This is a genomic window from Secundilactobacillus collinoides DSM 20515 = JCM 1123, from assembly GCF_001435975.1.
Classification (GTDB): Bacteria; Bacillota; Bacilli; order Lactobacillales; family Lactobacillaceae; genus Secundilactobacillus; species Secundilactobacillus collinoides.
This window is the reverse complement of the sequence record NZ_AYYR01000129.1, coordinates 49,234-70,232: the sequence shown is the minus strand read 5'-3', so window position 1 is coordinate 70,232 and position 20,999 is coordinate 49,234. Positions and strand designations below refer to the sequence as shown.

At 47.9% G+C, this 20,999-nt stretch carries 22 protein-coding genes; 16 read left to right on the top strand and 6 right to left on the bottom strand.

Annotated elements, in window-relative coordinates:
• The first annotated feature begins 300 nt into the window (after nucleotides 1-300).
• From FC82_RS16175 to FC82_RS16165, 3 genes are read left to right on the top strand one after another with little or no spacing between them, the layout of a single operon-like run.
• Nucleotides 301-1,044 carry an SDR family oxidoreductase gene (locus tag FC82_RS16175; RefSeq protein ID WP_054761006.1) on the top strand — a complete coding sequence of 248 codons (744 nt, stop codon included), beginning with the start codon at nucleotides 301-303 and terminating at the stop codon, nucleotides 1,042-1,044.
• A 32-nt stretch (nucleotides 1,045-1,076) separates the two neighbouring features.
• On the top strand, nucleotides 1,077-1,496 hold the full coding sequence (locus FC82_RS16170; protein WP_054761007.1) for a cupin domain-containing protein: 420 nt from the start codon (nucleotides 1,077-1,079) through the stop codon (nucleotides 1,494-1,496).
• Nucleotides 1,496-1,813, top strand: coding sequence for a carboxymuconolactone decarboxylase family protein (locus FC82_RS16165; RefSeq protein WP_056997504.1), 318 nt, complete (start codon nucleotides 1,496-1,498; stop codon nucleotides 1,811-1,813). Before FC82_RS16170 ends, FC82_RS16165 begins: the two co-directional genes overlap by 1 nt.
• A 78-nt stretch (nucleotides 1,814-1,891) precedes the next feature.
• Here FC82_RS16165 and FC82_RS16160 read toward each other — a convergent pair whose 3' ends face one another.
• Nucleotides 1,892-2,788, bottom strand: coding sequence for a DegV family protein (locus FC82_RS16160; protein ID WP_054761009.1), 897 nt, complete (start codon nucleotides 2,786-2,788; stop codon nucleotides 1,892-1,894).
• Between the two features lie 1,311 nt (nucleotides 2,789-4,099).
• Here FC82_RS16160 and FC82_RS16155 point away from each other — a divergent pair.
• Together FC82_RS16155 and FC82_RS16150 are read left to right on the top strand one after the other, a co-directional pair.
• Nucleotides 4,100-5,674, top strand: a complete 1,575-nt coding sequence (locus FC82_RS16155; RefSeq protein ID WP_082620411.1) for an AcpB/EbpR/MafR family transcriptional regulator — start codon at nucleotides 4,100-4,102, stop codon at nucleotides 5,672-5,674.
• A gap of 134 nt (nucleotides 5,675-5,808) precedes the next feature.
• Complete coding sequence (locus tag FC82_RS16150; RefSeq protein ID WP_054761014.1) at nucleotides 5,809-6,318, top strand: hypothetical protein; 510 nt, start codon at nucleotides 5,809-5,811, stop codon at nucleotides 6,316-6,318.
• 232 nt (nucleotides 6,319-6,550) lie between these two features.
• Here FC82_RS16150 and FC82_RS16145 read toward each other — a convergent pair whose 3' ends face one another.
• Together FC82_RS16145 and FC82_RS16140 are read right to left on the bottom strand one after the other, a co-directional pair.
• A complete protein-coding gene (locus FC82_RS16145) occupies nucleotides 6,551-7,234 on the bottom strand; it encodes a GTP pyrophosphokinase (protein ID WP_054761016.1) in 684 nt (227 codons plus the stop codon).
• Nucleotides 7,235-7,432: 198 nt separating this feature from the next.
• Complete coding sequence (locus tag FC82_RS16140; RefSeq protein ID WP_054761018.1) at nucleotides 7,433-7,867, bottom strand: hypothetical protein; 435 nt, start codon at nucleotides 7,865-7,867, stop codon at nucleotides 7,433-7,435.
• A 197-nt stretch (nucleotides 7,868-8,064) separates the two neighbouring features.
• Here FC82_RS16140 and FC82_RS16135 point away from each other — a divergent pair, with 197 nt between their 5' ends.
• The 3 genes from FC82_RS16135 (at nucleotide 8,065) to FC82_RS16125 (ending at nucleotide 10,955) form a co-directional block, all read left to right on the top strand.
• Nucleotides 8,065-9,024: a diacylglycerol/lipid kinase family protein gene (locus tag FC82_RS16135; protein WP_338057182.1), complete on the top strand. Its 960-nt coding sequence runs from the start codon at nucleotides 8,065-8,067 to the stop codon at nucleotides 9,022-9,024.
• Nucleotides 9,025-9,040: 16 nt separating this feature from the next.
• Nucleotides 9,041-9,670: a phosphatase PAP2 family protein gene (locus FC82_RS16130; protein WP_054761022.1), complete on the top strand. Its 630-nt coding sequence runs from the start codon at nucleotides 9,041-9,043 to the stop codon at nucleotides 9,668-9,670.
• 88 nt (nucleotides 9,671-9,758) lie between these two features.
• Complete coding sequence (locus FC82_RS16125; RefSeq protein WP_056997503.1) at nucleotides 9,759-10,955, top strand: MFS transporter; 1,197 nt, start codon at nucleotides 9,759-9,761, stop codon at nucleotides 10,953-10,955.
• 73 nt (nucleotides 10,956-11,028) lie between these two features.
• Here the strand turns inward: FC82_RS16125 and FC82_RS16120 are convergent, their stop codons facing one another.
• Nucleotides 11,029-11,676 carry a hypothetical protein gene (locus FC82_RS16120; protein WP_056997502.1) on the bottom strand — a complete coding sequence of 216 codons (648 nt, stop codon included), beginning with the start codon at nucleotides 11,674-11,676 and terminating at the stop codon, nucleotides 11,029-11,031.
• Nucleotides 11,677-12,127: 451 nt separating this feature from the next.
• Between FC82_RS16120 and FC82_RS16115 the strand changes: the two genes are divergently transcribed.
• From FC82_RS16115 to FC82_RS16105, 3 genes are all read left to right on the top strand, one after another.
• Nucleotides 12,128-13,258 (top strand): diguanylate cyclase, encoded by a 1,131-nt coding sequence (locus tag FC82_RS16115; RefSeq protein ID WP_056997501.1) that lies wholly within the window; start codon nucleotides 12,128-12,130, stop codon nucleotides 13,256-13,258.
• Between the two features lie 258 nt (nucleotides 13,259-13,516).
• A complete protein-coding gene (locus FC82_RS16110) occupies nucleotides 13,517-13,951 on the top strand; it encodes a universal stress protein (RefSeq protein WP_153020978.1) in 435 nt (144 codons plus the stop codon).
• On the top strand, nucleotides 13,951-14,721 hold the full coding sequence (locus FC82_RS16105) for a glycerophosphoryl diester phosphodiesterase (RefSeq protein WP_056997500.1): 771 nt from the start codon (nucleotides 13,951-13,953) through the stop codon (nucleotides 14,719-14,721). The genes FC82_RS16110 and FC82_RS16105 overlap by 1 nt, the downstream gene beginning before the upstream one ends.
• Before the next feature lie 106 nt (nucleotides 14,722-14,827).
• Here FC82_RS16105 and FC82_RS16100 read toward each other — a convergent pair whose 3' ends face one another.
• Nucleotides 14,828-15,706 carry a LysR family transcriptional regulator gene (locus tag FC82_RS16100; protein WP_056997499.1) on the bottom strand — a complete coding sequence of 293 codons (879 nt, stop codon included), beginning with the start codon at nucleotides 15,704-15,706 and terminating at the stop codon, nucleotides 14,828-14,830.
• A gap of 117 nt (nucleotides 15,707-15,823) precedes the next feature.
• On the opposite strand from FC82_RS16100, the gene FC82_RS16095 reads away from it, so the two are divergent.
• The 5 genes from FC82_RS16095 (at nucleotide 15,824) to FC82_RS16075 (ending at nucleotide 19,093) form a co-directional block, all read left to right on the top strand.
• Nucleotides 15,824-16,363, top strand: coding sequence for a DapH/DapD/GlmU-related protein (locus FC82_RS16095; RefSeq protein WP_054761038.1), 540 nt, complete (start codon nucleotides 15,824-15,826; stop codon nucleotides 16,361-16,363).
• Between the two features lie 72 nt (nucleotides 16,364-16,435).
• Nucleotides 16,436-17,077, top strand: coding sequence for an NAD(P)H-binding protein (locus tag FC82_RS16090; RefSeq protein WP_054761040.1), 642 nt, complete (start codon nucleotides 16,436-16,438; stop codon nucleotides 17,075-17,077).
• Between the two features lie 132 nt (nucleotides 17,078-17,209).
• Nucleotides 17,210-18,130, top strand: a complete 921-nt coding sequence (locus tag FC82_RS16085) for an amidohydrolase family protein (RefSeq protein WP_056997498.1) — start codon at nucleotides 17,210-17,212, stop codon at nucleotides 18,128-18,130.
• A gap of 64 nt (nucleotides 18,131-18,194) precedes the next feature.
• Nucleotides 18,195-18,491 carry a YciI family protein gene (locus FC82_RS16080; RefSeq protein WP_056997497.1) on the top strand — a complete coding sequence of 99 codons (297 nt, stop codon included), beginning with the start codon at nucleotides 18,195-18,197 and terminating at the stop codon, nucleotides 18,489-18,491.
• A gap of 11 nt (nucleotides 18,492-18,502) precedes the next feature.
• Nucleotides 18,503-19,093 (top strand): DapH/DapD/GlmU-related protein, encoded by a 591-nt coding sequence (locus FC82_RS16075; RefSeq protein WP_056997496.1) that lies wholly within the window; start codon nucleotides 18,503-18,505, stop codon nucleotides 19,091-19,093.
• Nucleotides 19,094-19,164: 71 nt separating this feature from the next.
• Here the strand turns inward: FC82_RS16075 and FC82_RS16070 are convergent, their stop codons facing one another.
• Complete coding sequence (locus tag FC82_RS16070) at nucleotides 19,165-20,775, bottom strand: APC family permease (RefSeq protein WP_056997495.1); 1,611 nt, start codon at nucleotides 20,773-20,775, stop codon at nucleotides 19,165-19,167.
• Between the last annotated feature and the right edge of the window lie 224 nt (nucleotides 20,776-20,999).

Below are 20,999 nucleotides of genomic sequence, written 5' to 3'. Positions count from 1 at the left end.
AAACTTTCCATCGCTGCGAGCTTCGGCAGGCACACAGCTGGAGGTAAATCAGCTTCAACGCAAATCACTCTGATGGTATGCTAAATTGAAACTTGTAAATACGGAATGCATGGCAAGTCTTTAACGAAGACGTGTGGCCAGATCAATGACAGAAATTTATTTACGCGCATAAAGCTCTCAACACCGGGATTAGTTCTCGGTGGTTGAGGGCTTTTTAAATTATTTTGAGTTAAACACTTGCCTTCAAGTGTACTTGAAGGTCTATTCTGAAGAAGAATTAAGAAAGGAAGTTTTAAAAACATGACAGTTAAAGATAAAGTGATTGTTATTACTGGCGCGTCATCGGGAATCGGTGCCGCCACTGCCAAATTACTCGCACAGAACGGTGCCAAAGTCGTTTTAGGTGCTCGGCGAGAGGAACGGCTGCAGAGCCTTGTTAAGGAAATTACGGATGCCGGCGGGATTGCCAGTTATTCTGTGACTGACGTTACCAAGCCAGACGATTTGAAGAATTTGGTTGCTAAGGCACAGGCTGATTTTGGTGGTTTAGACGTGATCTTCAACAATGCCGGGATCATGCCGTCTTCGCCAATCAGTGCGCTCCATACTGACGAATGGAACGAGATGATCGACATTAACCTGAAGGGTGTGCTAAACGGTGTTGCGGCCGTCATGCCAATCTTTACCACACAAAAACACGGTCAAATCGTCACCACCTCATCAGTTGCCGGTATCAAGTCGTATGCTGGTGCCGGGGTGTACGGTGCCACTAAGTTTGCTGTGCGCAACTTAATGGAAGTGATTCGAATGGAGAGTGCTCAGGAAGGGACGAATATCCGAACTGCCAGCCTCTACCCAGCAGCAATCAACACAGAGTTGCTGCACACGATTACTGACGATGCAACAAAGACCGGCATGGACGCCTTTTACAAGCAGGTCGGCATCACCCCTGACGCTGTTGCCCGTGTGGTAAATTTCGCCATTGACCAACCGGAAGACGTTAACGTCAACGAATTTACAATTTACCCGACAAAACAAGCTTAAATTCAATCATCAATTTAAAGGAGAGATATATTATGGCTAAAAATGAAGCAGTAAAAGATGGTATTTTCCCAATGGGTCCCAAGAACGATGCTTACGCGAAGTTCTTTACCGGTCAAAGTTACTTGCAAGGATTAGTCTCAGATCCTGCCGTAAACGTTGGCGTTGGTAACGTGACGTTTGAACCGGGATGCCGGAACAACTGGCACATTCATCACGATGGGTTCCAAATTCTGTTGGTGACCGGTGGGGAAGGCTTGTACCAAGAAGAAGGCAAGGCTGCTCGTCTGTTAAAGCCCGGTGACGTTGTTGTTACCCATGATGGTGTCAAGCACTGGCACGGCGCAACTAAGGACAGCTGGTTCTCACACGTTGCCATCACCGCTGGTACTCCAGAATGGCTCGAAGCTGTTTCAGATGCTGACTACGCCAAGGCGGAAGAAGGCGCTGAATAATGGCTAAAAAACAAACTGCTGGCCGTGACAACTTAGGCGATTTTGCCCCAAAGTTCGCGGAATTAAACGATGATGTGCTGTTTGGCGAAGTCTGGTCACGGGAAGACAAGATGTCCGCCCACGACCGCAGCCTGATTACTGTATCAAGCTTGCTGACTCAAGGCGTCCCTCAATTGGAAGCCCACATGAAGATCGCCAAACAAAACGGTGTCACAAAGGATGAAATGGTCGAATTGATCACGCACCTGTCCTTTTACGCCGGCTGGCCAAAGGCTTGGTCTGCCTTTACTCTGGCTAAAGAAATCTACAAAGACTAATTGCGTCAAATGTGTGTTGCTAACCACAAAAAAAACAGGCTTATTAGCACGGTTGCGTGCTATAAGCCTGTTTTTGTTTTATCGTTGACGCCGTATCTGGTCAATAATTGCTTCGCCGTCATAAGCCCAAGCAATCCCTAACACACCGGAGCCGGTATGGCAGCCGATTGCGGGGCCGATGAAGCTGGTATCGATGGCCAACCCGGGAAATTTGGCCTTTAGCTGGTCAACCCAGCGGGCCTTTGCCGTGGCATGGTTACCATCAAACACCACGGCGGCATACGGCAGAGCAGTATTCGCGTCCATGATGCGTTGAATGTCACCCTGAATATGGTTTAACGCCCGTTTTTCGGTCCGTTCTTTGGCCATTGGTGTGATTTTTCCGTTACCGTGCACGTCCATTGTCAGCACCGGGCAGACGTGAAGCAGACTTCCCAAGATTCGGGCTGTGTTGCTGATGCGGCCGGTTCGCTGTAAGTGGGTCAAATCTTTGACCACAAACTCAATTGTCATGGAATCGCGCAAGGTGGTCAGGCCTTGAAGAACTTCATCGATGCTAAATTGTGCCGTTGCCATTTGGACGGCCAAGCGAACTAAGAGATTATTTCCCCCGGCAGTACTATTAGTGTCAAATAGGTGAACGCGTGGTTCGTTGTGGTCCGTCAGCTCGTGTAAGTTTGCAGCAAAGGAGCTGATACCCTTTGACATTGGAATGATCACCACGTCGTCATAGCCCTTTTTCTGCGCCTGATCCAACAGGTCTTCCATGGTACCTAAACTTGGCATGGATGTTGACGGCATGTCGGCGGACTTGGCAAGTTCTGGATAAAAGGTGTCTGGTGTGATGTCCACCATGTCGGTATAAGTTTTGCCATGCCACAGCACTGGCACAGGCGCGATCAGCAAATTTTGATGATCGTGAATGAATTGGGATGAAAGATAGGCGGTGCTATCCGTAATAATTGCGATTGACATAGTTTTCCCCTTAAAATCGTGACAAGTAAAAGTTGATATCGTCAATTATGCTAATCTAGCGCGCTGAATTAGTCAACCGTAAAGGTAACGAAAGTGTTAAGTTTAGAAAAGTTGGAAACTGTGATTCTAATGACAGCATAAAAATAGCGCTGACCCAGGGGAAGGTCGGCGCTATTTTTTATATTGAGGAAAGGGGGTTGAAACTGAAGCAGATACGTTACACCCGAGTGGATTGTGTTTGGGGGAATATCAGTTATTTAGAGGAAGGGGTGTAACTCCAGTTCGGCGTGACAAGGGGGTTGGCACGCTTCCGGAAAACAATCGGCGAGCTGACGGGATTGATGTCCAAGTGACGAAGCTTAATGTGTTGGAGCGGGGAAGTAAAATTGGTGTTGGTGTTGTTAGCTTTAGGCGTCATCATAATCATGGGCGGTCATCCTTTCAGTGTGCGAAGTTGTTTGTATCGCTTGATTGATATTAACTATAAAGACTATAGGTTAAAGCTAACTTAAAAAGGTGTGAAGATTTTTAGAGTGCGGAGCGAGGCGGTTAAGGGACGGAGCATAAGGGACTCTGGGCCGAAAAGTCCGGGTCTGACTTTTTGGCCCAGAGTCCCTTATGCAGTAGTCCCTTGCCTCGCGGAGCACGTATAGGCGCAGTAAAATCAAAGCGCAAGCGGCAAAGCAGTATCCCCTTGCCTCGCGGAGCACATATAGGCACAGTAAGATAAAATCGCACGCGACAACAACAGTAGCCCTAAATAACCACCTCAACAAAACAACAATCGCCCGGCTGCTCCAATCTTCGAGCCGTCATTCCCAACCTTTCTGCAATTTATTGTTATGATAAACCCGAGGGATTCATTCGGTAAGCTTTGTTCGTGCGATATCAAGGATTATCCGACACAAAAAGGGCATTAACCACAAGGGCTAATGTCCAGACGTTTAGGATTTTTCTTGTTTGCAACTGTTTAAGGGAGATGCATGTTGACGGTGTCCGTGGTAGGGGAGTATCTGCCCAGCCAACACAACTCGGAATAACTAGGTATCACAGCTGCACCTACAGTATAACCAGTTTCAGGGACACAATCAGTTCAATAACTGCGCTCAAAAAGGCAATCTATGACAATTTTTAAACAGATTTAAACACATACGAAAAAATCTTGGGGTGGCACTATCAACTTTTTATAGGCAAGTGTCAAAAATTGATAGTCGCGGGCCGAAAATTGGCTATAAAATGGTAGTATTCATGTTAAATGACTGATCAATGGGGTGTATTAGTCATTGCAAGTACGTTTAAAAAATTTGGAGGATGCCAGCCACAATAATGCATGAGGGACACAATCTCATGTTGGAGGAAGCGGGGGAAGTTCAATTGAAATTATTCGAGTTACTGGATCATAGTGATGTGCGCCAAATTAAAATGATCCAATTACTATCAAAACAGCGGGGATCTTTGACGGTTAACCAAATTGCAAAAACATTTGCCATAAACGTTAGTACTGTTCGAGAAGATATAAAGTTAATTGCGTTTAATCTCAAGGCTTTGGGACCCAAACTAGCGGTAGTTAACATCGATGGAGAAGTCTCACTGCTGCATAGCGGCGATGTCTCCTTCAGTGATGTGTACTATCACTATTTGCATAAGTCGGTGAAGTACCAGGTTCTGATTTACTTGTTAAACCATCGGCAATTCAAAATTCAAAGGTTGGCAGACAGACTGAGTGTCAGCACATCGACGCTGATTCGGCGGATTCGTGAAATAAACCGGAGCTTGGCTGAGTTCAATATTGGCATCAAAAATACGCAGTTATTTGGGTGTGAGGCACAGATTCGGTACTTTTACTTCCAATTACTGTGGTTGGGGCGGCCAATTCAGGTCAATCGTTTTGAGTATGCAGACGACCGGGTGGCGCAACTGCTTAAAATGGGAAATTTTGAAAGTCTTTTAACGGAAACGGGTAAGGTAATGCTGACCGTTTATTTTGGGTTAGTCAAACAACGCTTAACTGCTGTGCGGGATGGCGACATTGACTATGAAAGTTTTAATTTCCGGAATGCCGGTAACGCGCCCTTTATCAAACAATTTTCAGATAATCTGCAACATTACTTTCACCAGGTCCATTTGAGTTGGGATGCGCGGGAACTGAATCAGGCAGTGGGCTTTTTAGTGATTCATTTTTGCTTCAACACTGATGAGCCAAGTGCGCGACAGTTCGTGGGACACTTGAGCCTGCAGTTTCCAAAAATAGACACGCTCAACCGCAGATTTATTCGGACGGTGGGCCGGATCCCGTTAGCTGCTGGCCTGCCGAGTACGTTTACCGAAGAAACGAAATTATCGTTGAGTCAGATTCATTTTTGCTTAGCATTTTATCGCGGTGCATTGTCTCCGGACATCTCTTCAGTGGCGGCTAAAGCGTTTGCGGAAGATGAACTGAGCCGGTTTTCAGACGGCCAAGCTGCAAATGAGCTGGTGCAAAAGTGTTATCAACTCTGCGAGGAGGCTTTCCATACGCTGGCAATTTCCGCTCAGGATTCTGATAAGTTCGACAAAATTCTGATGCGGTATGCCGTTATCGTGAACATGGCGCTCGGAAGCAGTAACAGTTACTTGACCATTGCCTGTGATTTTAATCTGGAACAGATTTTGAATACCGCGGCAATTGCTCGGGTGGGTGCGCACATCAATCAGCACATTAAGGTCAGTCTGCAACCGTATGAGGCGGACCAGAACTATGACCTGATCATTACCGACCAGATGAAACCGTATCCCCACCATGATCATTCGCGGGTATTTGTACTGCTTGGTATGGATTATGGGCCAGACTTCACCGCGCTAAATCAAGTTTTGAAACAACTTTACTTTGATAAGTTGCAATTCTAGTCAATAATTCCGCGCACACGGGTTAATATTGATAGGCAGAACGCATCGATGAAAGGCACACTAGCACCGTATCATTGATGTAGGGTATTTACTTTGGACAACTTTTTTCTCAACACGCCGGGGGGGGTGCGAAGATGAAAACAATCGATTTAACGGGTAACCGCTATGGCCGGTTGACGGCCCTTAAAAAGGTCGGTAAGCGACCGAATGGCAATGCACTATGGGAGTGCAGATGTACATGCGGTAATACCTGTGTCGTTGACGCTTACAATTTAAAAACGGGCGTGACCAGAAGCTGCGGTTGTTTGCGGCGCGCGCAGTCCAAACAAAATTGCGCGAAAAATGAAGCCTTTCGCAGTCACATTGGTAATACCGCATCGTTAGGTATCGTCAATGGGACCAACGTTTTAGCCATGACCAAGCGGCGGCAAACGAACCGCAGCGGGGTCATCGGTGTCAGTTACGAGAAAGGCCGAGAAGTCTGGGTTGCCAGACTCTATGTCAAGGGACACTTAGTTTTGAACTCGATCTTCAAGGACCGCAGTGAGGCTGTTCGGGCACGCAAACGGGCGGAAGCACAGTATCTAAAGCCAGTATTAGCAAGTCTTGATCGGCCATGGAATGGGGATTCCAGTTGCAATTGAAGATTGAAAAATATGGGTTACACATTAGGATGTGGGCCATTAGGGCATATTTTGGAGAAAAAACTGTCGAGGTAGACATTTCAGCAATGAAATGCGTATCTTGGCAGTTTTTGTCTTGTCTTTGGTAATCTGTTTGGGGCGACCATTTGACGCGACTAATATGACTAAAAGGGCGACTCTGGAGCCGGCATGTGTCGTTTACTTTGAGTGTCAAAAAATTCAAAAACAGACACTAACTCAGGTGCTGGTAGATCTCCTGCATCCGCTGTTCGATAGACGTGATTTCGTCTGAAAAGCCCTGGATCTGATCGGCATATTTGGCGACTACTTCCGGATTGGAGTCGGTCTTGTAGCGCAACTTATGTTCAAGACTGGCCCACATATCCATCCCCACTGTGCGAATCTGGATTTCGACGGGGACGTTGTGGACACCATCGGTTTGGAAAACGGGTACTGAAACGACTAAATGCAAACTGCGGTAACCGCTGTCCTTTGGATGACGGATATAGTCTTTACGTTTCAGTAAGGTGACATCAGATTGTTGCAACAGCATTTTTTCAATCAGGTAAACGTCGTCCAGATAATTAGTGATGACCCGAATACCGGCCACGTCAAAAATATTATCGCGGACACTTTGTGCGGATAACTCGAGCCCCTTGCGTTTCATTTTAGTAAAGAGACTCTGTACGTCCTTCATTCGTTCTTCCATGTGGTGAATCGGATTATGGTCGTGCTTAAATTGAAATTCCGTGTCCAAGTTTTCCAATTTTGTTCCAACTTCGTTTGCCCCGGACTGACAGAGCTGGTAAATAATGCCCATGTCCTGTAATTGCTTAACGTTATCCGGCCCGATGACCCGTTTAATGTTGTCATTGGTCTTTGGAATACTCATGAAATTTTGTCGTTCTAATATCATACTGTTCCCAACCTTATCTTCGTAGTGGCCTAAGTTTAGCACTTTTAGACACAGGTGTCGGCTGGCGTGTTTCAGCCGTTACCTTCCCATGGGTTTTATCGGGTTTCGGTCATTACACTTGACGTCCTTTTGGCGCTGAACTTGATGTCAGGTCATAACCTATAATGGTGGCTGAAAACGGCTCGGTCGTCAGCAGCGTCAGTTCCGGCGACGCCAATTTTTAAAGAGGGCACTGACGACCTCATTGCCCCCGATACTCGTCCAGGCAATCATCACAACCAGCACGGTAAAAGCAATCATTGGCGCGGTGTCCATAGAGAGAAACGGCAAACCGTGCCCCTTTGTTTGCGCCGTTGGACTAGTGATCACTAATGCAGAATCTTGGCTGCCCTGCCGTGCTAGTTGGTGACTGGTGCTGGTAAAGACCACGGTTGGGTGTTTCTTTTGATTGGCGGTCAGCGTGCTTGCCGATGGTTTGACCCGAAATACACTAATGGTAATGGCGTGTTTAGATGAGACGGTTATGTATGGTGCGGCAGTGTGACCTGCTTGGGCACTGGCAGTCAGTGGCGCACTAATGGCAATCAGCACAGCCAGCGCGGCCAGCACGTATTTAATCATGTGATGCAGCATTGAAATCATTCCCCCAAAATAAAGCCTGCATATCATTATAAGACTTTTATGACCAAGAAAGAATCACGAATTGCACCCTGTTCCCAAAATAATAAAGCGCTATTATGAAAAATTGCGAAAAGTTTGTGAATTCAGAGCGCTTTCAGCGTTAAATCTGAACAATAATTGCACAACTTCTGGTAACATGTGAGTAGACTATTTTTAGGGAGCTGATCGTCATTTCGGTTGTTGGGGAATTTATCATTAATAAGGACGCGGGCAACGCACGGCTCGTTAAACAGATGCCGCGGCTGGTTGCCTTGATTGCGGCGAATTTTACGCAGCATCATGTGCACCAGACCCACCAACCGGGTGACGCGAATTTGGTGGCAAAACAACTGGTCCGCGATTACCGGGAACACTTGGCTGACCTGCAACTGATTGTTGTTGGCGGCGACGGAACATTGCATGATGTGGTCAATGGGTTACAGGAAATGGGTCGGGGTCAGGTGCCAATTGGGTACATCCCGACCGGAACGGGAAACGATTTTGCGCGGGCTAACCACATTCCGTTGAATTACCAGGAAGCGGCTGCCAGCCTCACGAGTGCCGTGCAGCGTGACGTTCACGTCGGTCGGGTGACAGCAAAGGAGTTCGATACCAAGTACTTTATCAATAACTTCGGTATCGGCATCGATGCCCTTGTTGTTTATGCCACGAACCATTCACGACTCAAAAATGTACTGAATCGGTTAAAACTGGGTAGTTTATCCTACCCAATGCACTTCGCGACGGCGCTGGTACATCAACAGGCGTTCACTGCCAGTTGGGGTCAGAAGAAACTTGACCACCACGATGACCGAGCCTATCTGTGCGTTTTTACGAACCACCCGTTTCTGGGCGGCGGGGTTCGGCTCATTATGCCGGCGGATGATGACCGAAACGCACTGCACCTCGTCATTGTGCGTAAGGAAAAATGGCAGCTTATCGCGCAGGCTTTAGTTGCGTTGATCAAGAAGAAACCAAAATTGCCGCAGATTCACCACTATGAAGGGGCCGAATTTCATTTTGAAACGGAAGCCGGCGAGCACATTCAAGTGGACGGCGAAGAATTGCAGGGACCGCTCCACGCAACGTTCACGCAGGTGACGCAGCGGTTCCTGCTGCCTAAAAACTAAGAAGGTGACGTTAGCGGTGAACCGACAATTGCGTCAACGCTGGGAATGGTGTCTCATTATCAGCGCGGTGAGTTTTGTGAGTGTCATGGCTCTGGTAGCACTTAAAGCCACACACGGGGCGGATCAGGGTCTGCTAGACCTGATCAGACAGCTGAAAACGCCATGGCTGACAAGTTTCATTGAAGGGGTGACCCACACGGGCGGACCTACGGGAACGTTCATTGAAGCCGGGGCTATTGCGGTGATCCTATTTATCAAGTCGCAACCGTGGCAGGGCGGGATTGCCTTGGCCACGGTACTCATGGGTGATGGGTTTTATTCGCTGATCAAACAGATCGTTAAACGACCGCGGCCAATGCACCAGATTCTGCCCACAGGCGGCTACAGTTTTCCGAGCGGTCACACGTTGGGAACGACTTTGGTGGCACTGCTGCTCTGGACGTTGTTTGTCACCCAGATGCATCGCGGTTGGTTGCGGTGGACGGTCACGGTACTGCTGGTGCTTTGGGTGATATTAATCGGGTTTTCACGACTGTACCTGCAGGTGCACTTTCCAACGGATGTGTTGGGCGGCGTGTTAGGCGCGCTCATGCTGTGGTCAGGGATTCGGCTGCTCGGTGGTAATCAGCCCAACGCCGGTGTTTAAAAAATGTGAATTAGGGCTTAAATTCAGGATGAGTTTGGGCTATTGTTTAGATGATGTGTGTTATTAGCAGCTACAAAAGGGAGGCGCTATGAGTAAGTATCGGGTTCAAGCTATTATTTTTGTCCTAGTGGCATTTATGCTGGGGTGTAACGAATTTATCGTTGTTGGGATTTTATCGGACATGGCTAAGTCATTCGGGGCACCGGTGGCGACAATGGGGTATTTGGTGACGATTTTTGCGACTACCTATGCCATCTGCACGCCATTTGTGACGATTTTAACCAGTAAGTTTAGTCGCTATAAAACGTTGTTGACGTTGATCGTCATCTTTTTGATTGGTAATACCTTGAGCGGGTTTGCAACCAGTTTCATCACGATGATGCTGGCTCGGATGCTCACAGCAACAGTTGCTGGGGCAATTATTTCGTTGATTATGACCTTCGCCAGCGCCATTGCGCCGAGAAATAAGCGGGCGAGTCTGGTGTCATGGATCTTCGCGGGATTCAGTATTGCATCGGTGTTCGGTGTGCCGCTGGGAACGACAATCAGCATGACGTATGGTTGGCGCTACACGTTTTTTGTCATTTCGGTGATTACGATCATTACGCTTGTCCTTTTGATTTTTATCTTGCCACGCAATCTCGAACAGGTGTCGAGCTCAGTTGCGGGCCAGTTGACGCTCTTGAAGGACCGACGCATCTACATTGCCGTTTTTCTGGTGCTCTTTACGGCGGCAGCAATGTACGGCTACTACACTTACATTCGGCCGCTGCTGACCACCGCACTTGGCTTCAGCACAGCTAGTCTGAATTGGCTGCTGTTTATCATCGGTATTATGAGTATTATCAGTAACCGGTTATCGGGGATGCTGGCGGAACACCGGGGTCTTCAGGTCATGCCGCGGTTTTACGTGGCAGATATTGTGTTGTTGATGCTGTTGCCGATGGCACTGGCAAGTAAGCCCGCTGGGTTGGCCATCCTGCTCGTTTTGACGTTGATCATCACGATATTAAATTCGCCGATCCAGATCCACTTTTTAAACTTAGCTGAACGGGAGTATCCGCAATCAATCGTTTTAGCATCTTCACTGAATTCGATTTTCTTTAATTTTGGAATTTCACTGGGTTCAGCAACGTCATCACTCATGATGGCAAATGTCGGATTGAAGTGGATCAGCGTTGGCGCCGCTGTGTTTGCACTGATTTCACTGGTGCTGGCAATTCTGTTGAATCGAGCTGTTAAACGACGGAAAATTGCTGCTGGTGTTATCAAACAGGCCGCTTAAAAAATAGTTTGCAAAAAAAGACATTCAATTCGAATGTCTTTTTTTAGATGTTCTTTTGTGGTTGTCTGAAAGCTTACTCAACGGCGCTAAATGCCAAATCACTAGCGTGCGGCATGTAAGTCACTGCCTTAGCACCACTGGTTTTACGGTTTTTGGCTTGAAGCGTGTAAGTCAGATTTTTACCGTATTTGAGGTATTTCGTGAGCGATAACGTAAAAGCTGCACAGTGCTTAGAATTGGTCGTGCTTTTTGCTAACCGAGTGTTGCCGCTGTATAGGCGAACAGTGCGGTTAGCCGCTAATGCGTAGACGTTTAACGTGTAGCCGGCAGTTGTGTGGGTCTCGTTGTAATCCAGTGGATCTACCGTGCCGTATTGTTTGTTCGTGATCGTTGCGGCTTTGGTGGAGCGGACTTTTTTGCTGGTTGTGCCGTACACCTTGAAATTGCGGTAGCCAGTGAATTTGTAAGTGACTGACGTGCCAGCTTTTTTAGCCTTGAAATAGGTTGTTTTACCTTTATATTCAACGGCAATTTTGCTGACATCAGCCGATGTTTTAGCCGTGAACGAAAGATTCTTTGAAGTTGATTGGTAGTTAAGCTTGCTGATCTTCATTGCTGGTAAGGTCTGAGCCTGTGCCTGTATCGATGTTGAAGCAGCACCGCCGCCTATAAGTGCGCCGAATACCGCCATGATCCCTAGTAATTTCCCCGTTTTAGCCATATGCCCGCTCCTTTATATGATAGCCAGCCGGGCCCTTCCCAGCTGATTCCCCTTAGACTTTAGAGTATACCCAAAGTTGACCAAACTGCAAGATAATTAAACGTTTTAGATTGACTATTGTTGCACGCTCATTAGATGAACGGGTCGTTCTCCAGAGGTTAAACGGGGTTATCGCGCGTTTTTGCGGCCTTTCAACCTTATTGACTGACGCCCTTTAAGTCAGGCAACAAATTTGCATGGTGTCCGATAATCAACACGAATATTTAAAAACGATGCGTAAATTTGATTATTTTAACGATTTATCGTCAGTCACTTTTAAAATAGTGTTATACTCATAGATACTCTGCAGAAATGCCGAGTAATTTGCGACACGAAATCAGATGCGGCGTTGCACACGCTGAGTACATATCCTGATCCATTTCTTGCCGCTCTCTAAACTGGAGAATTTCACATGGCAATTTCAATTATTTACACGAGTTTTTTGATCTCGTTTGTGAACGTTGGCGTTATCGGCGTCCTTCAAATCATGATGCACTTTATTAATTTTGACGATCAGGGTGAAGACCCGCGTCCGTGGCGCTCGGAACTGATCTTTACCGCTTACTTTACAATCATTAGTCTGGCGATTCTTTGGCTGAGCACCAAGATGCCCAATGCTTTTACCGGAATGGTGCTGGTCAACTGTCAGTTTCTGTTGTTAAACAACTACACCGACCTGCTTCAGACGCGGCTTAACGTCGGATTGTCAGCGGTGATAAGTATTGTTCTGTTTGCCACTGTTTTGGGAATTACAGGCTGGCCGCTGTACTTGTTTGCTGGCGGTTATCTATTGTTCCTCCTCGTAAAATTTCAGTGGTTCTACCCATTTGACGAGCACCCATACTTCGTACTGACGGGGCGCTACATCGCGGGAATTGCATTCTGGATTGCGATGCAGCAAGTCCTGCACCTTAGTCAAAACATTCTGGAGCAGCGTCTGTTTAGTTTTCTGATTGCGGCAACGCTCTGCTACGGCTATCTGCTGGTGCTGCGTCACGATCACGTTGAGAGTACCCGCAACGCTCACGATGTCCACTTTGATAGTCTGACTAGTGCCAATAACTGGTTGACGTTTCGCGAGGACTTGGATGCGTCCTTTTTGAACCATAAAGGCTTGGCAATTGTTGCAATGGATATTGACCGCTTTAAGGAAATTAATGACACCTATGGCCATTTAATGGGCAATCAGGCATTGGTCAGGTTCGTTGCCACGATGCAACAAACGCTGACCGAATTGGCCCCGCAGGCCACTTTCTATCGAACGGGCGGTGAGGAGTTTACAGTCTTGTTGCCGGAAACAACGATGGCGGAGGCCAAATCGATTGCAGCGGCGTGTCAACAAAGGTTGCAAACGCTCGTTTTGCATACCGAGGACAAACAGACTTTTGGCCTGAGCTCCTCAATGGGCGTTACGGTTAAGACCGCGGGGGACACTGAGGTAATGGATGTTTTTCGCCGGGCCGACCATTTTCTATACCATTCAAAACGCAACGGTCGTAATCAGATCACCACGGATGATGATGCGATTGCTGCGTTAGATTAAACAACTGAACACACCCACCGAATGCGATTGACTATCGATTCGGTGGGTTTTTGGGTTAATTACACGGATGGAAACTGGGCCGAAAACTTTCTTATCACCAGCTGTACAAGACCAAGGGAATCCGGATACTAAAGCTGACTGCTTTCTTTCTCATCCTGTGTGTTCATGGTAAAATAGGGGCCAAAGAGACAGGCCGCTTATGATTGCAACGTCCTGTTCAATCAGGCATAGGAAGCGAGTTGATCTATCGTGTCAGAAATGGATCCAAAGAAGTTTACCCATATTTTGGTGGGGGTCGATGATTCACCCGACGCTCAGCTGGCCTTTCGTTACGCAATGAACCGTGCTAAGAGCGATGACGCCGAGCTGACCATCACCTCAATTTTAGAATCGGATGACATGAACGTTTATCAGGCACTCAGTAAAGACTTTGTCCACGGCAAGCGTGATGAATTGACCAAACACTTGGAAGAATACCGAAATCTGGCCTTACGTTTCGGCATTAAAAAAGTGAACACCGCTGTTTCAGAAGGTGATCCTGGCGAGACCATTGTTAAGGAAATTATTCCTGCATTGAAACCAGACCTGCTTGTCATTGGTTCACTGGCCAAATCGGGAATCCGGAAACGGTTCGGCTCGCAAGCCGCTTATATGGCGAAGTACGCGCCAATTTCAGTAATGGTCGTGCGCTAATGTTAAACAATAACAATATTGATGCAACAACAAAACGTATTTTTGCCCATCGCGGCATGTCCCAGTTAGCCCCAGAAAACACCCTGGCCGCCTTTCATAAGGTCAAGGAAAGTGGCGTACACTGGCTGGAAACAGATCTGGACCTCACGGCAGACGGTCACATTGTGATCCTGCATGACGAAAGTATTGACCGGACGACCGATAAAAAAGGTGCCATCCACGAACTTACATTGGTGGAGGTCGAATCTGCTGATGCCGGGTCGTGGTTTGGCCCCGAGTTCACAGGACAGCGTATCCCAACTTTGACGCAGTTGATCGATTTGATCAATGCTGATGGCCTCAATGTGAACTTTGAGTTGAAACCGTATTTGGGCGGTGACGAACGTGCTGCCAAGCTGATTGATGGCTTTGCAGCGGAACTAAAACGGGTGTCGCCAACTTCCCAGGTGATTGTTTCAAGCTTTAATGCAAGCATGCTGAAGCAGTTCAAGGCGTTAAGTCCTGAGACCCCGACAGCAATCTTGTTTAAACGCAACCAGTTGAACGAAAATTGGGCGGCCGTGGCGGATGCCACCGGCTCGAAGATCATTCACCCGGACGTTCGCGGGTTGACCCAGGAACGGGTGAGAAAGCTGAAACAGGCGGGTTACCAGCTGAACGTTTGGACCGTCAATAACCTCCGCACGGCGTACCAGCTGTTTAACTGGGGCGTTGATGGGGTGTTTACAGATATTAGCCACCGCTTTCCAGAAGCGTTTCGGGCACAATAAAAAAACGATATGGGCTTAACTGCCCATACCGTTTTTTTGTTATTGTGAGGCCTTTTCGCTAACGTTTAAGACAGGAAAGGGTGAGATTACGTGCGGAACGAAAGCGTTATTCAAAGGTCGCTTGGACACGCTTAATAAATAGCGACGCGGCGGATGACAACTGCTGATTTTTTGACCAGATGACATTATTGGGCTCGGATAGTGCCGGGCTCAGCGGTCTGAACGCAAGCTTGCTTGAGGTCTCCCCGCTGATCAACCCATCAAATCCGATAGCGTAGCAGTTCCTTTCCTGCATCAGCAGGCCAGCATTATAGATTAAATCGTAAGTGCCAACGACTGTGATTTCATCAGCAACATTGCGCCACCAGTCGGCAAAAAATTCGCGGAGTAAGGATTGTTCGGAAACCAGTAACGGCAGACCAATTAAATCATTGGGGGCAATTGCGGTTTTTTGAAGAAGGGGACTGTTTGCCGGCATCAGCAGGCCCCACTGATTTTCCCCGGGAAGGTGCAACGCGTTGAACAGATGAAGATCGCGCCGACCCATAACGACGCCGATATCAAGGACCCCGTTTTCCAACTGGGTCTCTATCGCCATCGCGTTGCCGGTATGCAGGTGCACGACGACGTCTGGGTAGTCGATCTGAAAGTGGCCTAATAAATTCATCAGCGACTTTAATTGAATGCTCTCACCCGCGCCGATGTCTAAGGTGCCCGAGACGTTGACCTGTTGGGCCTGAACGTTGGCAGTGGTCTTATCAACTAATTTTAGGATCGTGGTTGTTTTTTCGAATAAATATCTGCCTGTTGGTGTCAGCACCATCTCGCGGGAGCGCCGTTCAAATAACGGGCCGCCTAATTCGGTCTCCAAATCAGCAATCTGCCGTGAAAGGGTGGGCTGTGAGACGTGCAGGATGCGTGCGGATTCTGACATGTTATGGGTTTGAGCAACGGACACAAAATAACGTAGTACGCGAATTTCCATGGTACCGCCTCCGATAGCTAAACTGAATAGATGCCTATTTATTATAGGTATTTAACATTGCCATCATATCCTATTAAACTCTATGTATCAATAAATTGGATGACAGGAGGCAAAGACATGACAAAAACGATACAACTAACCGCAACGGACTTGGCGCAACGTCGGGCTGTGATCGACCGCAATCAACGATTGGTTCAGGATATGAACGAACACGCGCACAATAGCAAAATGATTGCGCAGATGATGTCGGAAATCACCGGCAGGCCAACGCCAGAAAATTTTCAAATGAAACTGCCGTTCTATACGGATTACGGTGGCGACTTGCATTTTGGTAAGAACATCATCTTGAATTCAAACGTGCAGATGACGGATCTCGGCGGTATCACGCTTGATGATGGGGCGCTGATCGGGCCTGGTGCATCTCTCATCACCGTCAATCATGACCTGGCGCCAAAACACCGACGGGAATTATTCGTGAGTGCGATCCATATCATGGAAAATGCTTGGGTTGGCGCTCGGGCGGTTATTTTGCCGGGTGTGACCATTGGCAAAAATGCCGTGGTCGGTGCCGGCGCTGTGGTGACGAAGGATGTGCCGGACAATACCGTTGTTGCTGGTGTGCCTGCCAAAATCATCAAAACAATACCTGATGACTAAGACATCAGCGTTTCGACACAGAAGTGCTGTTCAGTAGATTTAAACACAAAGTTAATTCAGAGGAGATATAAAATGAAAATTTTAATTGCCGGTGCCCATGGCGCCACCGCACAGCTAGTTGCAAAACGGTTAATTGCAGACACAACTGATGAGCTTGTTTTATTCCTAAGAGATGCTAAAAGATTGGGTGATTGGGCGAAGGCTGATCGCGTGACCGTGGTCGAAGGGGACGTGAAGCAGACCGAGACTTTGGTCAAGGCGTTAACGGATGTGGACGTTGTCTACTCTAATTTGGGCGGTACTGATTTGGCTGACCTAACCAGTGAGCTGCTCGCTGCCATGAAACAAGCGGGAGTCCACCGGCTTATTTTCTACAGCGCCCTAGGTGCCCTTAACGAAGTTCCTGGCAAATTCGGGGCGTGGAATGAACAAGCAATTGCCGCCTTTTTGCCCGGCTTTCGAAAGGCAAATGACCTGATCCTTAAAACGCCGGAAATTGTGACGACCCAGCTTCGGCCAGCCTGGCTGACCAACAACGATGAAGTTGCCTATGAAACGACCAGTGCCACTGAGCCGTTTAAGGGGACGGAGGTCTCTAGGAAAAGTGTTGCGGACTTCGTGATTCGCTTGTTGAAAGATCCTTCGCTGTATCAAAACGACAGTATCGGTTTGGACAAACCGGGTACCGATGGCGACCAGCCGAGTTGGATCTAGCACTGGTGTTTTGCGCTGATTGTGCAGCTTGAATCCAAACGCATTGTAGGTGATTATTGTCACCAAATAACCGTTGTTATGGCGAGTCATTAATTGCGTACCGTTGCTTAGTTCACGTGAAAGGGTAAGCCTATGATCAATCAGAATGAGGATCACGCTAAGATTATTGATGTGTTCGCGCATACGCTGCCGACACAATTGAAACAAAAAGTGCTCGCTGTTGCTCCTGATGCGATAGCGCCGTGGATGCGTCAGCCGTTGTTAAATGATATTGCGGCGGACAAAGACAGTATTTTGCCAGGACAAGCTGAAATTTTATCGGCAGTCAATCTGAACCCTGAGGATTACATGGCACCAAATGAAGCGGCTGACGTCACTCGACAGGCCAATGAGGCACTTATTTCGATTTGTCAGCAATACCCGCAGCAGTTTGCCGGCAGTGTCGCGATGGTGCCGATGAATAACGTGCCAGAAGCACTCAAAATCATTGATGATGATGTGGTCCACGGTCCGATGCTCGGCATTCAATTATTCACCCGTGCTTTAAAGAAACCGATAACGGCGACTGAATTTCAACCGATTTTTCAAAAAATGGCCGATATTGACGCACCCATTTGGCTGCACCCGATTTTTGATGAAACCAAAACCGATAACAATATCACGTTCAGCTGGGAATATGAACAAACGCTGGCGATGAACAATATCGTCAACGCGCAGTATTTCAGCCAGTATCCAAATTTAAAGGTCATCGTTCATCACGCGGGGGCTATGGTGCCGTATTTTGCCGAGCGTATCCGGTATATTCAGGGTGAGGCGAATTATCAAGCCTTTAAAAAATTCTACGTGGATACCGCGATTCTGGGCAATCCGAATGCCTTAGCGCTTGCCATCGCATTTTTTGGCACCGACCACGTGCTTTTTGGTACTGATGAACCGCTGGGCGTGCCGCCAATCGGTGCGTCACAGGTGATCGAGGATGCCATTAACGCCCTGCCGCTGTCTGAAAGCGACCGGGAGAAGATTTTTAAAACTAATTTTGTGCAATTACACTGAACACGTTGCGCAAAAGCGACGCGATCAGTGTGCTCAGACTTCCGCAATAATAGGAGGACTTATCATGTATGTCATCAGTATGACGGTTACAAAAGAAGAAAGTGCTGCCTTGGCTAAGGCGCATTTTGAAAAGCATCAGGCCTGGTTTAATCAGCATATCGAAGACGGTCATTTTTTACTTGTTGGACCGTCTAAAACTCACGCAATGTCAGGGGTCATCATTGCGCAGGCCGAATCCAGGTCGGCGCTGGACCAACTCATTTCGCAAGACGCTTATTATCCGGACATTGCCCACTATGATGTCAATGAGTTTTCTGCAGATGAAGTCTCACCGGCACTTTCACAATTTCAAGGAAAGTAGGAAAAATAAAAATGACAATGACAGAACACGAAAAACTTTTAGCTGGTCAAGAATACAACTACTTGGATCCAGAGCTGCAAACCATGATGGCCAATACGAAAAAAGACTTAGCAACTATCAATGATGGTAAAACCTCATTGGACGTCCGAAACACAACAATCAAACACATGCTGGGTGCCTCCGGAACGGATGATGCCGTTGGCGACAACTTCGCCATCCTCTACGGGGCCCACACGAAAATCGGTGACAATGTGTTTATTAACAGTAACGTGACGTTTCAGGATTCCAATTTAATCACGCTGGGCGACCGGGTCGTGATCGCACCGGACACAAAACTCTATTGCGGCAAGCACGCCATCAATGCGAATGCGCGTTTCGGCACGCGTCCGGACGGCAGCAGATATCTCACCACCTACACGTCACCGATTTCAATCGGCGATGATGTCTGGATCGGCGGCAACGTGACGGTCACTGGCGGTGTTCATATTGGGAACAATGTGATTATTGGCGCCGGCGCGGTGGTTGTCAGTGACATTCCGGATAACGTTATTGCGGCTGGTGTCCCGGCGAAGGTGATCAAACCGTTAAAGCCGCTCAATTAATATTAAGATGATGTTTCCTACTGATAAAAAGAGACTGCTCAAATGATTTGAACAGTCTCTTTTTTGTGTAATTAGTCTTCTGGGTCTTCACCCGCAACCGATTTATTCAGCTCTTCAGCCTTATAGTAATCAGCAGTCACCACGTAACTCTTGATGCCCCAGTAGTAGAAGCCAAGGGACGCCAGAATAATGACCACGAAGTCCAACGGATACGGGATCCAATTTTGACCATTGAACTGCTTGCTGCCGATGTAGGACATGATGGAGATAAAAATCAGGTAACCGATCATCCACAAACTGGCTTTGAAAGCTTTGCGAGTTGCCACGAAGCCGTTTTTCCATTCGTAGTAGAAGTAAAAGGGCAGACCCAATAGAATCACCAGAATAACTTGAACGGTCGTCGGCCACATGGCCCAATAGGTCGCCAGTGATGCCAGGACAAACGAGATGGGGGCAATCCACGGGAGTCGTTTCAAACGAACTGGCCGGTGTAATTTTGGTCCCATTTTTCGCAGTGACATCGCCGTGACTGGCCCCGTCAGATAGGCAATCAACGTGGCCGTTGAGAGCACCGTCGCCAGTACCGCCCATGACCGGAAGACCGATACCATCACCATACTTAGAACAGTATCGACCAGCATGGCGGCACGCGGAATCCCATATTTTGGATTGATTTTACCGATAAAACGAGGAATGTGGTGGTTACCTTCCATGGCAAACAGGGCGCGCGCGGTGGAAGCCACGAAGGAGACCCCGGTCCCAAACGGCGAAACGAAGGCGTCCATGTACAATAGGACGGATAGCCAGTGAATGCCCAGCAAAATTGCCATATCCGCAAACGGTGAGTTGAAGGTGATGCCGTGCCAACCGTATTTGGCGATCATTGCCGGTGGCATGGCCGTGATGAAGGTGCTTTGCAGAATGATATAAATAATTCCACTGATCAGCAGTGAAATCGTAATCCCACGCCCGATGTTCTTCCGGGGATTCGTAATTTCACTCCCCATGTTGATAACCGTTTGAAAGGCATCAAACGAGAAGATGATCCCAGCTGCCGAGGTCGCAGTGAAAATGGGCGCAGAGCCATACGGCATAAACTGATGCCAGCTTGTCCCGTAGTTGCCGGGATGGAAGCCGGACATGGTCAGCAACAGGATGGTCAGCAGCGGCACCCCAATTTTAAAGACCGAAATGAGACTGGTGAAGTGGGTCAAGATTTTAACGGACCAGAAGTTCAGCAGGGTAAAAACGATAATGAACCCGAACACCACAAACAAACCGGATGTGGTAATGACGCCACCGCTTAGAAAATGGTGTGTCCACTTCGCCCATGACCACGGCCAGGAGCTCATATACTGTACGGCAGCCACGGCTTCAATAGGAATCAGCGTGATCAGCGAGACCCAGTTGGCCCAGGCAGCAATGAAGCCTAGCAGTGACCCGTGGGAGTACTGCGCGTACTTGCTCATCCCACCAGATTCAGGAAACATGGCGCCGATTTCAACGTAATCGTAAGCAATCGCGCCAATAATTAGCCCCCCAATAATCCAGGAAATAATGGCAGCGGGTCCAGCAATCTTGGTAGCTTCCCAAGACCCAAAAAGCCAACCAGAACCAATAAGCGACCCAAGCGCCAGCATGACAAGCGGGAACAGAGCAATTTTTTTGTTGTTTGTGTTCATAGAACCTCCAGATAAGAGTGCGGAGCGAGGCGTTTAGAGGGCGGAGTATAAGCAACTTCCGGCATAAAATCCCGGTCTTGGATTTTGTGCCGGAAGTTGCTTATACAGGAGCCCTCTGCCTCGCGGAGCACGTTTCAGCAATGTAAGGGTAGCGCGCAGAAGAACTGCGCATCTGCAGAGAATTAAATAATAAGCGTGCACAAGGAATCAGAGTATAAGGCACC

Bases quoted from the DNA above. Each gene is read 5' to 3' on its own strand.
- FC82_RS16080 (WP_056997497.1), top strand. From the start codon at position 18,195: ATGTATGTCATCAGTATGACGGTTACAAAAGAAGAAAGTGCTGCCTTG.
- FC82_RS16120 (WP_056997502.1), bottom strand. From the start codon at position 11,676: ATGGCTAAAACGGGGAAATTACTAGGGATCATGGCGGTATTCGGCGCA.
- FC82_RS16175 (WP_054761006.1), top strand. From the start codon at position 301: ATGACAGTTAAAGATAAAGTGATTGTTATTACTGGCGCGTCATCGGGA.
- FC82_RS16165 (WP_056997504.1), top strand. From the start codon at position 1,496: ATGGCTAAAAAACAAACTGCTGGCCGTGACAACTTAGGCGATTTTGCC.
- FC82_RS16155 (WP_082620411.1), top strand. From the start codon at position 4,100: ATGCCAGCCACAATAATGCATGAGGGACACAATCTCATGTTGGAGGAA.
- FC82_RS16170 (WP_054761007.1), top strand. From the start codon at position 1,077: ATGGCTAAAAATGAAGCAGTAAAAGATGGTATTTTCCCAATGGGTCCC.
- FC82_RS16075 (WP_056997496.1), top strand. From the start codon at position 18,503: ATGACAATGACAGAACACGAAAAACTTTTAGCTGGTCAAGAATACAAC.
- FC82_RS16125 (WP_056997503.1), top strand. From the start codon at position 9,759: ATGAGTAAGTATCGGGTTCAAGCTATTATTTTTGTCCTAGTGGCATTT.
- FC82_RS16100 (WP_056997499.1), bottom strand. From the start codon at position 15,706: ATGGAAATTCGCGTACTACGTTATTTTGTGTCCGTTGCTCAAACCCAT.
- FC82_RS16105 (WP_056997500.1), top strand. From the start codon at position 13,951: ATGTTAAACAATAACAATATTGATGCAACAACAAAACGTATTTTTGCC.
- FC82_RS16115 (WP_056997501.1), top strand. From the start codon at position 12,128: ATGGCAATTTCAATTATTTACACGAGTTTTTTGATCTCGTTTGTGAAC.
- FC82_RS16150 (WP_054761014.1), top strand. From the start codon at position 5,809: ATGAAAACAATCGATTTAACGGGTAACCGCTATGGCCGGTTGACGGCC.
- FC82_RS16110 (WP_153020978.1), top strand. From the start codon at position 13,517: ATGGATCCAAAGAAGTTTACCCATATTTTGGTGGGGGTCGATGATTCA.
- FC82_RS16090 (WP_054761040.1), top strand. From the start codon at position 16,436: ATGAAAATTTTAATTGCCGGTGCCCATGGCGCCACCGCACAGCTAGTT.
- FC82_RS16140 (WP_054761018.1), bottom strand. From the start codon at position 7,867: ATGCTGCATCACATGATTAAATACGTGCTGGCCGCGCTGGCTGTGCTG.
- FC82_RS16160 (WP_054761009.1), bottom strand. From the start codon at position 2,788: ATGTCAATCGCAATTATTACGGATAGCACCGCCTATCTTTCATCCCAA.
- FC82_RS16085 (WP_056997498.1), top strand. From the start codon at position 17,210: ATGATCAATCAGAATGAGGATCACGCTAAGATTATTGATGTGTTCGCG.
- FC82_RS16145 (WP_054761016.1), bottom strand. From the start codon at position 7,234: ATGATATTAGAACGACAAAATTTCATGAGTATTCCAAAGACCAATGAC.
- FC82_RS16070 (WP_056997495.1), bottom strand. From the start codon at position 20,775: ATGAACACAAACAACAAAAAAATTGCTCTGTTCCCGCTTGTCATGCTG.
- FC82_RS16095 (WP_054761038.1), top strand. From the start codon at position 15,824: ATGACAAAAACGATACAACTAACCGCAACGGACTTGGCGCAACGTCGG.